Source organism: Oribacterium sp. WCC10 (assembly GCF_900113415.1).
In the GTDB taxonomy this organism is placed as follows: domain Bacteria; phylum Bacillota; class Clostridia; order Lachnospirales; family Lachnospiraceae; genus Oribacterium.
In genome coordinates this window covers 68,753-85,352 of record NZ_FOPH01000007.1, presented here as the reverse complement: position 1 = coordinate 85,352, position 16,600 = coordinate 68,753, and the positions used below count along the sequence as shown (strand labels likewise).

Genomic DNA, 16,600 nt, shown 5'->3' with positions numbered 1-16,600 from the left:
AACAGTATAGTTACTGTTGTAGATATAACTGCGGGTTTGAATATGAAAGTAAAGAATAATCAGTGATTATAACTTGTATAATAATATTATGTATTAAGCCTCGTTGAAATCGTATTTTTTTAGACTTATACTTGAGAAAGCAGCCGACATATTAGAGATGTCGTGAAAGGAGATTACAAACATGGCTAAAAAGGACCTTGATTGGGCAAATATAGGTTTTGCTTATCACGTAACAGATAAGAGATATGTTTCTAATTATAAAGACGGTAAGTGGGATGCAGGCGCACTCATTGATGATCCGAACGTAACAATTAACGAGTCAGCATGTGTGCTTCAGTACTGCCAGCAGGTATTTGAAGGTCTGAAGGCATATACATGGGAGGATGGTTCTGTTGTATGTTTCCGTCCTGACCTTAATGCAGACAGAATTTACGAATCAGCGCAGAGAATCGAGATGCCTCCGTTCCCTAAGGACAAGTTTATCGATGCGGTGGATCAGGTCGTTAAGGCCAATATCGACTGGGTGCCTCCATATGGTTCAGGAGCATCTCTTTATCTCAGACCATATGAGTTTGGAACAGGCGTTGTTATCGGTGTAAAGCCTGCTACAGAGTATCAGTTTAGAATCTTTACAACACCGGTTGGCCCTTACTATAAGGGTGGTGCAACACCTATCGCTATTCTTGTTTCAGACTTTGACAGAGCGGCTCCTCGCGGAACAGGCGCTGTAAAGGCAGGACTTAACTATGCAATGAGCCTTCATTCTTCAGTACTCGCTCATCAGGCAGGATATGCAGAGAATCTTTATCTTGATCCTGCAACAAGGAGCTATGTTGAGGAGACAGGCGGTTCCAATGCCATATTTGTGGATCAGGATGGCAAGCTTGTAGTTCCTAAGTCACCGTCTATCCTTCCTTCTATCACAAGACGTTCTATCGTTTATATCGCAGAGCATTATCTGCATCTTACAGTTGATGAAAGACCTGTAAAGTTTGATGAGATCAAGGGCTTCAAGGAGTGTGGTCTTTGCGGAACAGCTGCTGTTATTTCTCCTGTAGGACGTATCGTGAACGGAGATCAGGAGATTCTTCTTCCTTCAGGTATGGAGAAGGCCGGAGAGGTAATCGGTGAGCTTTACAGCACTATCACCGGCATCCAGAGCGGCAAGATAGAGGCTCCGGAGGGATGGATTCATCACGTTTGCTGATTATGATATAGTGATTGACAGCCTGTCGCATTGCGGCAGGCTTTTTTTTCTGCCCGATTTATGTTAGATTTAATAGCCGCAGAGAAGAATTAAGGCATTGATAATAAGTCTGTTAAAAATCAGGCAAAGAAGGCTATGGTTTCTCTGTTATTATTATCGAACAGGAGCATATATGCTGGAAAAAAAGATCATTGATCCGACTGATGTTAAACAATTGGAACTCTATATTCATATCCCTTTTTGTGCAAGAAAGTGTAACTATTGCGATTTTCTTTCTTTCCCTGTAAAAGAACAGGATCATGCTGAATATGTGGAAAAGCTGTGCAGAGAGATTGCATTGGGAGCAGAGCCTGCATCAGAAAACCGTGAAGTATCCAGCGTGTTTATAGGTGGAGGGACACCGTCACTTATTGATCCTCGTCATATAGTTCATATCATGGATGAGGTTAGAGATCATTTTTCAGTAAGGAAAGATGCCGAGATTACTATAGAATGCAACCCGGCCTCTACGCTTCGCTACAAGTTTTCTTTATACAAGGAAGCCGGAATCAACAGACTTTCTCTAGGACTTCAGTCTGCCAATGATTCGGAACTCAGAATGCTCGGAAGAATACATGCTTTTGATGATTTTTTAAAATGCTTTCAGAATGCAAGGATGGAGGGATTCAGCAACATCAATGTTGACCTCATGAATGATATACCGGGTCAGACATTGAAAAGCTGGAATGAGACATTGAAACATGTGCTTATGTTAAAGCCAGAGCATGTTTCGATATATAATCTGATAGTGGAAGAGGGCACGCCCTTTATGAAAATGTACAAGGACGGAACATTAGCGCTTCCGGATGAAGAAACGGCTTCTGAAATTGATGAGATCACACGTGTCCTTACCGGGAAATACGGTTATAATCGATACGAGGTCTCGAATTATGCAAAACCGGGATATGAATGCAGGCATAATTACGGCTATTGGTCCAATGTTTCCTATCTGGGCTTCGGACTTGGAGCGGCATCATACTTTAGCGGTAAACGATGGAGCAATACAAGAGATTTCAGACGTTATATGGAGCTTGATTTTTCTGATGACATGAAAGCGGGATTCTCTTTGCTTCGTACAGATGAGCAGATTCTCAGTAAGGAAGATCAGATGGAAGAGTTTATGTTCCTTGGATTAAGACGTATTGAAGGTATATCCGAAGTTGAATTCAAACAAAGATTTCAGATGGATATAATGAGCGTTTTCGGAAGTGAACTTGAGAAATATGTCAGTCAGGGATTTATCATTCATGATGGATACAGATTCCGTTTTTCTGACAGGGGTATGGATGTTTCCAATGTGATTCTCAGTCAGTTCCTTATTGACAGATGATCTGTGTGATGCGTCCGATTCTTGATGAAAATACATTCTTTGGCTGGTGTTCGAGCGATAAATGCGGTTGAGATAAAACATTTGTATATCATGATACATTGGAATATTGGCTTTTTCGGGTGAAGGGTGAAATATGGCAAAGAAAAGCGGAAGAAATACAAAACAGAAGATCGTTACGGCTGCATGGAAACTGTTTTATGAACAGGGATATGATGATACCACTGTTGACGATATAGTTTTTGAATCAGGTACATCAAAGGGATCCTTCTATCATTATTTTGAGGGAAAGGATGCGCTTCTCAGTTCACTGCAGTTTTTGTTCGATGAAAAGTATGAGGAACTTGAAAAAGTCATAGATCCGGAGATGAACGCCATTGATAAGCTGATATTTCTTAATCACGAACTCTTTGAAATGATTGATTCTTCCATTTCCATAGAGCTGTTGGCCAGAATGTTTTCAACGCAGCTTGTCACACATGGAGAAAAGCATCTTTTGGACAGAAAAAGAACCTATTTCAAACTTATAAAGCAGATAGTAAAGCGCGGGCAGGAAAGAGGAGAAATAAGAGATGATATAACTGTCAATCAGATGGTGAATGACTATGCCATGTTTGAACGGGCGCTCCTGTATGACTGGTGTCTTGAGGATGGAGAATATTCTCTGGGGCGCAATGCTGACAGGCTGATGCCAATGTTCCTTCAGGGATTCAGAAAAAATAGGATTTGATATTAATAGAAAGGCATTTTGGATAAGCAGGATGTGAATCTGCTTTTGATGGTTGTATTCTGATCCGGCTTTTTTAGGCGGGTAGTGCAGCAGTGCTGATTCAGAGTGTTTTACTGGCGCAAAAGTGCAGATGTAAGAGGATTATTAACTCTTATGTCTGCGCTTTTTTGATGAGGAAAAATGAGAATCACACTTAAATTATAATGGAATAAAATCGAAAAATATGAACAAATTAACCAATTTAAATGATGAGTACTCAAAAAAATATTTTTAAGACATATAAATGAACGGATATTAGTCTATTAAAATATGATTGAAATTAATATGTTAATAGATATAAATGATAAAATAGTACAGAATGTAGTCTATACAACATTCTGCATTTTAGTCTAATAATAGTTGTGATATAGTACTGAATAACAAATTTTCAGGAGGAGAGTATGTCTGGTACAAGTATTTGCGTTTTAATGGCTATCATTGCTTATCTCGGTGTTACGATTCTTATCGGTGTTTATTACAGCCGAAAGGGAAGTTCTGCTGATACCGAGAATTTTTATCTTGGAGGTCGTGGGTTGAATCCTATAGTTACAGCCATGAGTGCGGAGGCTTCAGATATGAGTTCATATCTACTTATGGGACTTCCGGGACTTGCTTATCTTGCAGGTGTTGCAGAGGTAGGCTGGACTGTTATCGGCCTTGCAGCAGGAACATACCTGAATTTTCTGCTGGTTGCCAAGAGACTTCGTGTTTATTCTGAAAAGATAGGTGCAAATACGGTTCCGGATTTCTTTTCAAGAAGATATGATGACAGAAAGCGCACACTTTCATGTCTTGCTGCTGTGGTTATACTGATTTTCTTTATCCCTTATACAGCATCGGGATTCAAGGCGGTAGGCACACTGTTCAACAGCCTTTTTGGATGGGATTATCACGTATCCATGGTTCTCGGAGCGGCGGTTATCATAGGGTATACAGTTATGGGCGGATTTATGGCTGTTTCCACAACAGATCTTATCCAGTCAGTTGTCATGTCTGTAGCATTGGTTATCATCATTTTCTTTGGCATATCTCAGGCCGGTGGTATTCATACAGTAGTTGAGAATGCAAAGGCTCTTCCGGGATACCTTGATCTGTCAAAGGGTTATGATGCAGCTACAGGAAGCGCTGCAAGCTTCGGAGGACTTTCTGTTATTTCCACACTTGCCTGGGGACTTGGGTATTTCGGAATGCCGCACATTCTTCTCAGGTTTATGGCTATACGTGATCCGGAGGAGATAAAGGTTTCAAGACGAATCGCATCTGTATGGGCTCTTGTTTCTATGGCAGTTGCAGTTCTTATCGGAATAATCGGTTACAGCGTTTCTGTGGCAGGAAAGATAGATTTTCTTACTGCAAGTTCGGAATCAGAGACTATCATCATCAGATTGTCTGATTTAATGAGTCGTAATGGAGTTCTTTTTTCTATAGTATCCGGCATCATCATGGCAGGAATCCTTGCGGCAACCATGTCAACAGCAGATTCCCAGCTTCTTGCAGCAGCCAGCAGTATGTCAGAGGATCTTCTTCGTGATTTCCTTAAGATCAAGCTTGATAACAAAACTTCAATGCTTATAGCGAGAGGTACAGTTGTTGCGATTGCTATCATAGCTGTATTCCTTGCATGGAATCCTGACAGCAGTGTGTTCAGAGTGGTTTCATTTGCATGGGCAGGTTTTGGAGCTGCGTTCGGACCGGTTATGCTTCTTGCTCTTTTCTGGAAGAGAAGTTCAAGAGGCGGTGCAACAGCCGGAATGTTCGCCGGAGGACTTATGGTTTTCGTATGGAAGTTCCTGGTTGCACCTATGGGCGGAGCATTTGCCATCTATGAACTTCTTCCTGCATTTGTAGTTGCTCTTATTGTTAATGTAGTTGTATCTTTGCTTACTTTTGCTCCGTCAAAGGAGATTCAGGCAACATTTGATGAAGTGGCAGCAAGATGCAGGATGAAAGGTAATGCCGCATTCGATTATGTTGAGGCAGGTCAGGAAGTATCTACCAATATCTGACTTTGGAAAATGATATGAGTACATGATATTGCGGGCAGAATGGTTTATTACGCAATATTCAGAATAGTGTTAAGATTTTTACCGGGCACAGGGATTCTTCCTATGCCCGGTTTATTTTGTTATAATGTCTTTAAATTTTTACGAGTGGAGTTATACATGGCATTTAATAAAAAGGAAACGTACAGTGAATATCTGAAACTGAGTCAGGATCTGAAGAGCGGTGATTATAAACCATATTATCTTATGTACGGATCTGAAGAGTATCTTAAGCTGTCATATAAGAAAGCCTTCAGAAAAGCCTTTGGCGGAGAAGAAGGAATGGCGTATACCTATTTTGACGGAGCTCCGGATGTTGACGAACTTATTGATCTTTTGAATACAATTCCTTTTACATTTGGCGAGAATAACGGAAGACTTGTCATTGTTTCAGACAGTCAGTGGTTTAAGAAGACTCCTCCTGAGAAGCTGGTCAAATTTCTTGAGGATATAGAACATTATCCTGACACTGCGCATCTCATGTTTATAGAAGATACTGCGGATAAGAGAGGAAAACTGTATAAGATCATACAGAAAAACGGATTTGCATGTGAAGTTGGGGAACAGGATCATGGACAGCTTGGCAGATGGGCGGCGCGTTATCTCACAAATGCAGGGAAGAAGATCAGAAGTTCTACGATGGACCTGGTACTTATGAAGGCTGGGACCAGCATGGATAACATTGCATCGGAACTTGAGAAGTTGATAGCTTACACAGGGGAGCGGGAAATCATAGAAGATGAGGATGTGGAGACTATATGTTCTCAAAATGTTGAAGACAGGGTCTTTGACATGATAACTGAGATGAGTCTTGGAAATACGGAAAAGGCGCTGAAATATTATGCAGATCTCCTCACTCTTCAGGAAGCGCCGATGAAGATTCTCAGCCTTATGAGACGTAATTTCAATCAGCTTCTGCTTACAAAGGAATCGGTGACAAAGGGTATGACGGGGCAGGAGGCTGCAAAGTTTGTGGGTGTTTCTCCATGGATACTCGGAAAGCTTCAGAATCAGGCTAAACATTATACGCTGGAGAGCCTGGAAGCTTATATTTCAAGGTCTCTTGACTATGATGAAGCCATAAAAAGCGGCAATCTTTCTGACCGTATAGCGGTGGAATTACTTCTTACGGTTTAAGAAAAATAAAGCATAATATTATAATTTGGTTATAAAAAAGTAAGTTGACCCCCAAAAGCAAGTGTATTAAGGTCTTGATATAACTGCGAATTATATGTTGACAGATGAGTACATAAGTGCTCATCCTGACATCCTTTTATTCGATGGATGTTTATGTAAATATCAGGAGGAACTTATTTATGAAGTCAGCAGAATTAAAGACGATAGCAGCTGCGTTTATCATGGCTGTTGTTGTTTCAGCTTCTGCTTTTGCAGCTGAAGGGGTCGGTCCAACGGGTACAGCCTGGAACGATACTTCACAGGTTACCGGTTATACTTTGGAAGAGTCTTCGGATGAAAGTCTGGATGCAGAGATGCAGGCAGAGCTTGCATTGGAACAGGCCATGGCAGCAGCTTTAGCCGCACGTCCCGGAGAAACTCCCATAGGAACCAAAGTTACAGAGGAGTCAACACATTATGTGAGAGGCGCATGTCTTGGCAAGTTCAAACTTACAGGATATTACGGGGCCGGTGTTACATATTCGGGAGCATATACTGTTGCGGATCATACCATTGCCGCGGATACTTCTGTACTCCCATTGGGGACTAAGGTGTTTATAAACAACACTGTATACACGGTTGAGGATATAGGCAGCGGAGTAGTCGGCAATATGATTGATATATATTACGATACATATGGAGAGGCTGCCGGGGTGACAAATCTTGGATACCGCTATCTTGATGTGTACATAGCAGTACCTGCGACCTGATCTTTCACACTTGATATAAACAATTTGCCGATATTTGAAACTGAAATGGAGATTCTTTGGATTCGGTTCTGTTCTCTTTTCTGATCAGGATCGATGTATCGGGAGTGACCGGATTATCCTTAGAGCCTACGGCGTCGGGGCACGGATCTTCATAGGAAGTTGATGCTTTAATCCAGGCAGGGAAACATTTTAATAAGCGTTTTCCTGATAAGACATAATTAAGCGGAGTTGCAGAAATGCGGCTTCGTTTTTTTCATGCTTATTTCACAATTCGCTTTAACTAAATCTCTTGACATAAAATTGTAAGGCGAGTATTATAACTCTCAGATGTTAGCACTCCATATTTTTGAGTGCTAACAGATAAAAGCAAAGGAGGCGGACAGATGGAGCTGGATCAACGTAAGGTTGTTATACTTACCACCATAATTAAAAATTATCTTGAGACCGGAGAACCGGTTGGCTCGAGAACCATAAGTAAGTATTCCGGGTTAAATCTTAGTTCTGCCACCATAAGAAATGAGATGAGCGATCTGGAGGAGATGGGCTACATTGTACAGCCTCATACATCTGCAGGCCGTATACCAAGCGATAAGGGCTATCGTTTTTATGTTGATCAGCTGATGGAAACACATCAGCATGAGATAGAAGATGTAAAGACTGAGATGTTCGAAAAGGTGGATCGTCTTGAGACCACGCTGAAAACGCTGGTAAAGAATCTTGCGGAAAATACGAACTATGCAGCGGTTGTGACCGGGCCGTCCATAAGGACGAACAAGATCAAGTTCATTCAGACATCTCTGGTGGATTCCAGAAGACTACTTCTGGTTATCATGATGCAGGGAAACATTGTAAAAACTGCTACAGTTATGCTGGACGGATCTGAGGAACTTGATTTCAACAGGGTTCTGAGTATTAACATGCTGCTAAATGATGAGCTTAACGGACTAAGTGTTGAGGATATCACAGAAGGCCGATTGGCACAGCTTCTGGCCAGAACCGGTTATAAGGAGACTATCAAGGCTATAGTGGCCAGCATAGTAAATGTTCTGGATATCAAGTTTGGCGATTCTCAGATATATACTTCGGGAGCCACAAACATTTTCAAGTATCCTGAACTCTCTGAGTCGGACAATGCATCAAAGCTTATAAGTGCATTTGAGACAAAGGATGAGCTGGCAGCTCTTGTAAAGGGAAGTCAGGAGCAGGGAGATGGTAAGAAAGCGATTCAGGTATATATAGGAGATGAATCACCTCTTCAGAATATGGCAGATTGTTCGGTGGTCACTGCAAGCTATGAGCTTGGTAACGGACTGAAGGGAACGATCGGAGTCATAGGTCCTAAGCGTATGGATTATGAAAAAGTGCTTGAAATTCTGAGCAAGATACAGAATGAGATGGATCAGGCATTTCAATAGTTGCAATTTTGGCTGTGTATGCAGCTGAATCATATAGTTTTGATGCAGAGACCGGAGTGATCCGGAGAGATTTGCATTTTAGCAGTTGAAAACAGGAGGTTATCTTGAAAGACGAGGAATTAAAGCAGTCTTCCGAAGAGCAGGGTACTGAAGAGACTACAGCAGGCAAAGCTGAGGAAGTAAAGACAGAGCCTGCAGACGAAAAAGAAGCAGAGGCAAGTGAGGCTGGGGAAACTTCAGAGGAAGCGGATGCGGCTGATGACGATACAGAGAAGCTCAAGAAAAAGTATGAAGCAGAGATTGCTGACTGGAAGGATAAGTACACAAGACTTTATGCTGAATTTGATAACTTCCGTAAGCGTACCGAAAAAGAAAAAATCCAGAATTTTGATTTTGGCGCACGGGATGTTATTGAGAAGCTGCTTCCTGTAGTTGACAATTTTGAAAGAGCACTTGGAACCGTAGAGAAGGAAGATGAGGAGGATGCTTTTACAAAGGGCGTTCAGGGCATCTACAAGCAGATCCAAAAGATGTTCGAAGACCTTCAGGTTAAGGCTATAAAGGCAGAGGGGGAGAAGTTTGATCCATCTCTTCACAATGCCGTTATGACAGATACAGAGAGCGATGTTGAGGAAGACACCATCACTCAGGACCTTCAGAAGGGATATACATATAAGGACCAGGTCGTAAGACACAGCATGGTCAAGGTAAAGAAATAGTTTATCAGAAAAAGGAGAAATCATATGGGAAAGATAATTGGTATTGATTTAGGTACAACAAACAGCTGTGTAGCAGTTATGGAAGGTGGAAAGCCAACCGTTATCGCTAATGCAGAGGGTCTCAGAACTACACCTTCAATCGTAGCATTTACAAAGAACGGTGAGAGACTTGTAGGTGAGCCGGCAAAGCGTCAGGCAGTAACAAATGCAGACAGAACCATCTCTTCAATCAAGAGACATATGGGTTCAGACTATAAGGTAAACATCGATGGCAAGGACTATACTCCTCAGGAGATTTCAGCTATGATCCTTCAGAAGCTCAAGGCTGATGCCGAGGCTTATCTCGGTGAGAAGGTAACAGAGGCTGTTATCACAGTACCTGCTTACTTCAATGATGCTCAGCGTCAGGCTACAAAGGATGCCGGAAAGATCGCAGGTCTTGATGTTAAGCGTATCATCAACGAGCCTACAGCTGCAGCACTTGCTTATGGCCTTGATGAAGGAAATGAGCAGAAGGTTATGGTTTATGACCTTGGTGGTGGTACATTCGATGTTTCTATCATCGATATCGGAGATGGTGTTATCGAGGTTCTTTCAACAAACGGTGATACACGTCTCGGTGGTGATGACTATGATAACCGTATCCAGAACTGGATGGTTGAGGAGTTTAAGAAGGCTGAGGGCGTAGATCTCAGCAATGATAAGATGGCTCTTCAGAGACTTAAGGAAGCAGCAGAGAAGGCTAAGAAGGAGCTTTCTGCTTCGACAACAACAGATATCAACCTTCCGTTCATAACAGCTACTGCTGAGGGTCCTAAGCACCTTGATATGACTCTTACAAGAGCAAAGTTTGAGGAGCTTACATCAGATCTTACAGAGAGAACAGCAGTTCCTGTACAGAATGCTCTTCGTGATGCGGGATTCACAGCCGGTGAGATTGATAAGGTTCTCCTTGTCGGTGGTTCGACACGTATGCCAGTTGCTCAGGAGAAGGTTAAGCAGATCACAGGCAAGGAGCCAAACAAGTCTCTTAACCCCGATGAGTGTGTAGCTATCGGTGCAGCTATCCAGGGTGGTAAGCTTGCAGGTGATGCCGGTGCCGGCGATGTCCTTCTTCTTGATGTAACACCGCTTACACTTTCTATCGAGACACTCGGTGGAGTTGCTACACCTCTTATCAAGAGAAACACAACTATCCCTACAAGACAGTCTCAGGTATTCTCAACAGCTGAGGATAACCAGACAGCTGTAGACATCCATGTAGTACAGGGTGAGCGTGAGTTTGCACGTGATAACAAGACTCTTGGTCAGTTCAGACTTGACGGAATCCTTCCTGCAAGACGTGGTATGCCTAAGATCGAGGTTACCTTCGATATCGATGCAAACGGTATCGTAAATGTTTCTGCAAAGGATCAGGGAACAGGTAAGGAGCAGCACATCACAATCACATCCGGATCAAATATGAGCAAGGAAGATATTGATAAGGCTGTTAAGGAAGCTGCACAGTATGAGGCAGCTGACAAGGAGAAGAAGGAAGCTATCGAGACAAGAAACGGTGCTGATTCTATCGTATTCCAGACAAAGAAGGCACTTGAGGACGTAGGTGACAAGATTTCCGGATCAGACAAGGCACAGGTTGAGGGCGATCTTAAGGCACTTGAGGATATCCTTGCTGCAAATCCTCTTGAGTCCATCACAAAGGATGGCGCAGAGAAGATCAAGGCTGCCCAGGAGACACTTATGAAGTCTTCACAGGCACTTTTCTCAAAGGTTTATGAGCAGGCTCAGGCAGCTCAGGGTGCAGCCGGTGCAGGTGCTCAGAACGATGCTTCTCAGGGTGCTCAGCAGAACAACGCCGATGATAATGTTGTTGACGGTGACTTCAAGGAAGTTTAATTAAAGTCTTTACATCCGACAGGGTGCAGAGTATCATTCATAAAGCCTCCGGCGCAGTGCGCCGGGGGCAAAATGTGGATTATGGAGAACCATGATCCGTTTGTTAGGAGATAAAAATGGCAGAACAGAAGCGAGACTATTATGAGGTTCTCGGCGTAGATAAAAATGCTGATGATGCAACCATAAAGAGGGCTTTCCGTAAGCTTGCAAAGAAGTATCATCCTGATGCAAATCCGGGAGACAATGCTGCGGCAGAGAAGTTCCGTGAGGCGAATGAGGCTTATGCGGTACTTTCAGATGAGCAGAAGAGAAAGGCATATGATACTTACGGCCATGCTGCATTTGATCCGAACTCGGCAGCCGGTCAGAGCAGTGGCTTTGGCGGATTTGATTTCGGAGGCATGGATTTCTCTGACATCTTCGGAGACATTTTCGGATTCGGCGGAAGCAGAGGAGGATTCTCTTCCTACGGAGGAGCGGCTAATCAGGCAACCCGTGGTCAGTCTATCCGTACAGGAGTACGTATCACTTTTGATGAGGCTATCAAGGGATGTAAAAAGACAGTCAAGATCCGTTATAAGGATGAGTGCTCAAAGTGTAACGGTACGGGTGCGAAGCCGGGCACTCAGCCGGAGACATGTTCAAGATGCGGAGGCCGTGGTCAGGTTGTTATGACACGCCAGAGTATGTTTGGTACTATTCAGCAGGTTACAACTTGTCCTGACTGTCAGGGCAGCGGAAAGATCGTCAAGGAGAAGTGTCCTGACTGTCGCGGTGAAGGATATATCACAACTCAGAAGAATATTGAGATCACTATTCCGGCAGGCATCGATGATGGTCAGACACTGCGTCGTTCAGGAGGCGGAGATCCGGGAACCAACGGCGGTCCAAGAGGAGATCTGCTTGTTGATATAGCTGTTTCTCAGCATCCGTTCTTTAAGCGTCAGGGTACAAATATCTACTCAACCGAAGAGATAAGCTTTGCAACAGCGGCTCTTGGCGGAAAGAAGGTTATCCGTACAGTGGATGGTGATGTGGAACTTACTATCAAGCCGGGAACTCAGTCTGACACCAAAACCAGACTTCGTGGAAAGGGTGTTCCAAGTCTTAACAATCCAAACGTTCGCGGTGATCAGTACGTTACTATAGTTGTAAACATTCCTTCATCTCTCAACAAGAAGCAGAAGGAAGCTCTCAAGGCATATGCAGAGGCGTGCGGAGAGACTGTAGAAATCTGAAATAATCTGAACCGGTGAATATGGAGTATTTATAGGTTTCTATATCAGAATAAAGTACAGTTAATTGAAGTACGATATATGTTTATATATATGTATGTGCATTGAAGATAATGAGCATGGATATGCAGATAACCCGGTAAATAACGATGTTTAAACGTCGGAGAGAAATCTCCGGCGTTTTTGTTTTGTAACAGGATTGAATATAGGCATGCCGTTGCAGATTACGATAGGCGGGCGAACCCGCAGGATTGTTCTTTTTCTGAAATGGAAAGATTGTTTTCAATTGAATATTCAGTTTTACTTTTTAATGATTATTGTTATAATAGCGAAAGTTTTACTTAGGGAAACGCTGATTAAAACGTTTTCCTGGCCGGATTTTTCGTTGCGAAACATCAATTCCTTTTAAAAATCCGTGCCCCGACGCCGAAGTCTCTGAGGAAACACTGATATAATCAGTGTTTTCTTGGAAATCATAGTGAAAGCAGGTCGTTATGCATCATTTTTTTGTTGAAAGATCCAATATTGATTCAGATAGTCGCAAGGTTTTTCTTACGGGTGACAATTACAATCATTTAAAGAATGTTCTCAGGGTGAGGGTAGGCGAAAAAATACTTATCTCCGATGGAGAGGGGACGGATTACGAGTGTGATGTTATCACGATTCATGATGAGAACTATATTAAAGAGGCACGGGAATCGGGAGATATGTCTGTTACGGAACCTGAAGTGGTTCTTCATATCAATTTTGTTGAAGAGATACATGAGCTTCCGGCAGATATATATCTTTTTCAGGGACTTCCGAAGCAGGACAAGATGGAACTCATCATACAGAAGGCAGTGGAACTTGGGGCACATGCTGTTATCCCCCTTGATTCAAAAAATACAGTCATAAAGCTTGATGATAAAAGGCAACAGAAGAAAACAGACCGTTGGCAGGCTATAGCAGAGGCTGCTGCCAAGCAGTCAAAACGTTCCATTATTCCTGAGGTTATGCCTGTGATGAAGTGGAAGGCGGCTATGGAATATGTGAAGGATTTTGATCTTAAGCTTATTCCTTATGAGAATGCCAAAAACATTAAACATACCATGGAAGAACTGAATAAGCTTCCTGAACATGGAAAGATAGCTGTATTTATCGGACCTGAGGGTGGCTTTACCGATGGAGAGATTGAAGATGCACTTCAGCATGGTATAGAGCCTGTTACGCTTGGAAAGAGAATACTTAGAACTGAGACAGCAGCTATAACAAGTCTTTCGGTATTGATGTTGATGCTGGAGGCAAAAGCTGACCAGGATACAAAGTAGAGATTCCGGGTGGCAAATACATCTGACACTCACGTCATAATATAATTCATTAAACGGATTTCACCGGTACGGGTGATAGAACAGGACTAAAATGAGAGAAATTTACTTTGATAATTCGGCGACAACAAGAGTTTATCCTGAAGTCGTAGAGCTGATGAAGAAGACTATGGAGGAGGATTATGGTAATCCTTCCTCAAAGCATATAAAGGGATTTGATGCGGAGAAGTATTTCCGTACAGCAAGAGAACAGGTGGCAGAAACTCTTAAGGTTAAACCAAGAGAGATAATATTTACCTCCGGTGGAACAGAGTCGAACAATACAGTAATATTCGGAACGGCTCTGGCAAAGCGTAAGCAGGGAAAACATATCATATCATCCCAGGTGGAGCATGCAGCCGTTTACAAACCGCTTGATACATTGGCGGAACTTGGATATGAGATAACTTATCTGCCTGTAGACAGCAAGGGGCATATCAATCTAGATGAGCTGAGAGCGGCTATTCGTCCGGATACAATACTTGTGTCTGTGATGCATGTGAATAATGAGATAGGTGCCATCGAGCCTGTAGAGGAGATAGGCAGAATCGTTAAGGAGTGTAATCCTAACACCTGGTTCCATACAGATGCCATTCAATCTTACGGTAAACTTACTATCCGTCCAAAGAAGCAGAACATAGATATGCTCTCTGTATCAGGGCATAAGATTCATGGACCTAAGGGAATTGGATTTCTTTATGTTGATGAAAAGGTTCGTTTGAAACCTATGATTTATGGTGGCGGACAGCAGGAAGATATGCGTTCAGGAACCCATAATGTTCCTGGTATAGCAGGTATGGGACTTGCTGCAGAAATCGCATACAGGAATCATGATGAGAAGATTGCACACATCATGGATATAAAGAACTACTTCATTGATGAGGTATCGAAGATTGACGGAGTGACCGTCAATTCCGAGAGAGGAGATGCATCTGCGCCGAACATCGTATCCGTTTCTTTTGAGAAGGTGCGTGCGGAAGTTCTTCTTCATGCATTGGAGGAGAAGGGCATATATGTGAGCTCGGGTTCGGCATGCTCATCAAATCATCCCGGTATTTCCGGAACTTTGAAGGCAATAGGCGTAAAGCCGGAGCTTTTGGATTCTACCATCAGATTTTCATTCGGTATGTTCAATGAAAAAGAAGAGGTGGATATTTGTATGGAGGCACTTAAAGAACTTGTTCCTGTACTTAGAAGATTTACAAGATTCTGATGAAAGAATCAATGATATCATTGTGCCCTGAGAAACGACAGTAAGAATCCGGGGTTATCATTCTGGCGGTACTTCCGATTATCTTATATGGAAGTATTATGTTTTGGGAAAGGTATATTAAATGGTTTGGAGAAAATTCACTATTCATACAACAACTGAGGCTGAGGATATCCTCAGCGCAAATCTGGCAGATCTTGGTCTTGACGGGGTTCAGATAGAGGATAAGATCCCTCTTTCCGAGGAAGATACCAAGGGGATGTTTATCGATATTCTTCCGGATATAGGACCTGATGATGGTATGGCAGATGTAAGTTTTTACGTAGAAGTCCTTTCACCTGAAGATAAGCAGGACAGAATCGAGAAAGCAAAAAAGTATATGGAGGATCCTTCTGTAGATGCCAGCTATATGCCTAACACTTCCAATGTCTATACACCTGCAGAACTTAAGAAGCTGCTTCAGGATGTTGAGGAAATGATCTCTGATATGAGAAACTACTGTGAGGTAGGAGAGGGAACGATTGAGACTTCAGAGACTGAGGATAAGGACTGGATAAACAACTGGAAGACTTTCTTCCATCCTTTCACAGTGGGAGATATTCTCATTAAACCGACATGGGAAGAGGTTCCTGAGGAAGATAAGGACAAACTTCTGATAGAGATTGACCCCGGAACAGCGTTTGGAACGGGTATGCATGAGACAACACAGCTTTGCATTCGCCAGATTCAGAAGTATATGAAGAAAGGCTCTGAAGTAGCTGATATCGGAACAGGCTCGGGAATTCTTGGTATAACTGCTCTTAAACTCGGTGCCGGACATGTTTACGGAACTGATCTTGATGAAGAGGCGGTACCTGCTGTTCGTGACAATATGAAAGCCAATAACCTTTCTGAAGATGCCTTTGATATAGTTGTGGGTAATGTTATCGGTGATGAGGAAATAAAGTCTCGTATGGGACTCGGAAAGTATGACATTGTTGTCGCCAATATCCTTGCACCGGTTATCGTTCTTCTTACTGGAGAGGTTGGACCGCTTCTTAAGAAGGATGGTCTTTTCATAACATCAGGTATACTCAATGAGCGTGAGCAGGAAGTGGTTGATGCATTTAAGGCTCATGATGATATTTGGGAGATTCTTGAAGTTAATCACCAGGGAGAATGGGTTAATGTGACTGCCCGGAAGAAGTAAGGATGAAGACTGCCGTTCAGCTTTGAAATAGCCGGTAGGAGCCGGAAGGCATCCGTTTAATGCGGAGGTGCTTACATTTTAGAAACCTAAAACATCCACCTGAGAGAGCATAGTGCCTCTTAGGTGGATGTTTTGATTTATCATGGTCTCGTTTTATATATTTGAAGGGATACGTTTCGGCTCTTACCGATATTGATACCTCAGTTAAACTATGTCAATGAAGTAAAGAAAAAGCAAGGGATGGATGCCATGGCTTATGGGATGAAAAAACAGCCTGTCCTTTCAATCGGGTGAGCCGGCGTCCGCCCTTGCATTTTCTGTAT

Annotated in this window: 13 protein-coding genes; all 13 read left to right on the top strand. The window is 42.7% G+C overall.

The window, feature by feature from the left end; genetic code table 11:
• Positions 1 to 181 precede the first annotated feature (181 nt).
• Positions 182 to 1,207 (top strand): branched-chain amino acid aminotransferase, encoded by a 1,026-nt coding sequence (locus BM294_RS07070; protein WP_091206164.1) that lies wholly within the window; start codon positions 182 to 184, stop codon positions 1,205 to 1,207.
• 172 nt (positions 1,208 to 1,379) lie between these two features.
• On the top strand, positions 1,380 to 2,576 hold the full coding sequence (gene hemW, locus BM294_RS07065) for a radical SAM family heme chaperone HemW (protein ID WP_091206162.1): 1,197 nt from the start codon (positions 1,380 to 1,382) through the stop codon (positions 2,574 to 2,576).
• 133 nt (positions 2,577 to 2,709) lie between these two features.
• Entirely contained in the window at positions 2,710 to 3,303 is a 594-nt protein-coding gene (locus BM294_RS07060) for a TetR/AcrR family transcriptional regulator (protein WP_091206159.1), read from the top strand.
• A 440-nt stretch (positions 3,304 to 3,743) separates the two neighbouring features.
• On the top strand, positions 3,744 to 5,348 hold the full coding sequence (locus tag BM294_RS07055; protein ID WP_091206156.1) for a sodium/proline symporter: 1,605 nt from the start codon (positions 3,744 to 3,746) through the stop codon (positions 5,346 to 5,348).
• A gap of 156 nt (positions 5,349 to 5,504) precedes the next feature.
• Complete coding sequence (gene holA, locus BM294_RS07050; protein WP_175494584.1) at positions 5,505 to 6,521, top strand: DNA polymerase III subunit delta; 1,017 nt, start codon at positions 5,505 to 5,507, stop codon at positions 6,519 to 6,521.
• 179 nt (positions 6,522 to 6,700) lie between these two features.
• A complete protein-coding gene (locus BM294_RS07045) occupies positions 6,701 to 7,270 on the top strand; it encodes a 3D domain-containing protein (RefSeq protein WP_242944471.1) in 570 nt (189 codons plus the stop codon).
• A 383-nt stretch (positions 7,271 to 7,653) separates the two neighbouring features.
• The gene (hrcA, locus tag BM294_RS07040) at positions 7,654 to 8,685 is read left to right on the top strand and encodes a heat-inducible transcriptional repressor HrcA (protein WP_091206151.1); all 1,032 of its coding nucleotides are present in this window, start codon (positions 7,654 to 7,656) and stop codon (positions 8,683 to 8,685) included.
• Positions 8,686 to 8,789: 104 nt separating this feature from the next.
• Positions 8,790 to 9,404, top strand: a complete 615-nt coding sequence (gene grpE / locus BM294_RS07035) for a nucleotide exchange factor GrpE (protein ID WP_242944470.1) — start codon at positions 8,790 to 8,792, stop codon at positions 9,402 to 9,404.
• A gap of 24 nt (positions 9,405 to 9,428) precedes the next feature.
• A complete protein-coding gene (gene dnaK / locus BM294_RS07030) occupies positions 9,429 to 11,300 on the top strand; it encodes a molecular chaperone DnaK (RefSeq protein ID WP_091206146.1) in 1,872 nt (623 codons plus the stop codon).
• 116 nt (positions 11,301 to 11,416) lie between these two features.
• Entirely contained in the window at positions 11,417 to 12,538 is a 1,122-nt protein-coding gene (gene dnaJ / locus BM294_RS07025) for a molecular chaperone DnaJ (protein WP_091206143.1), read from the top strand.
• 491 nt (positions 12,539 to 13,029) lie between these two features.
• A complete protein-coding gene (locus tag BM294_RS07020; protein ID WP_091206140.1) occupies positions 13,030 to 13,842 on the top strand; it encodes an RsmE family RNA methyltransferase in 813 nt (270 codons plus the stop codon).
• A 91-nt stretch (positions 13,843 to 13,933) separates the two neighbouring features.
• A complete protein-coding gene (locus BM294_RS07015) occupies positions 13,934 to 15,091 on the top strand; it encodes a cysteine desulfurase family protein (protein ID WP_091206137.1) in 1,158 nt (385 codons plus the stop codon).
• 121 nt (positions 15,092 to 15,212) lie between these two features.
• On the top strand, positions 15,213 to 16,277 hold the full coding sequence (gene prmA / locus BM294_RS07010) for a 50S ribosomal protein L11 methyltransferase (RefSeq protein WP_091206135.1): 1,065 nt from the start codon (positions 15,213 to 15,215) through the stop codon (positions 16,275 to 16,277).
• Positions 16,278 to 16,600: the final 323 nt, after the last annotated feature.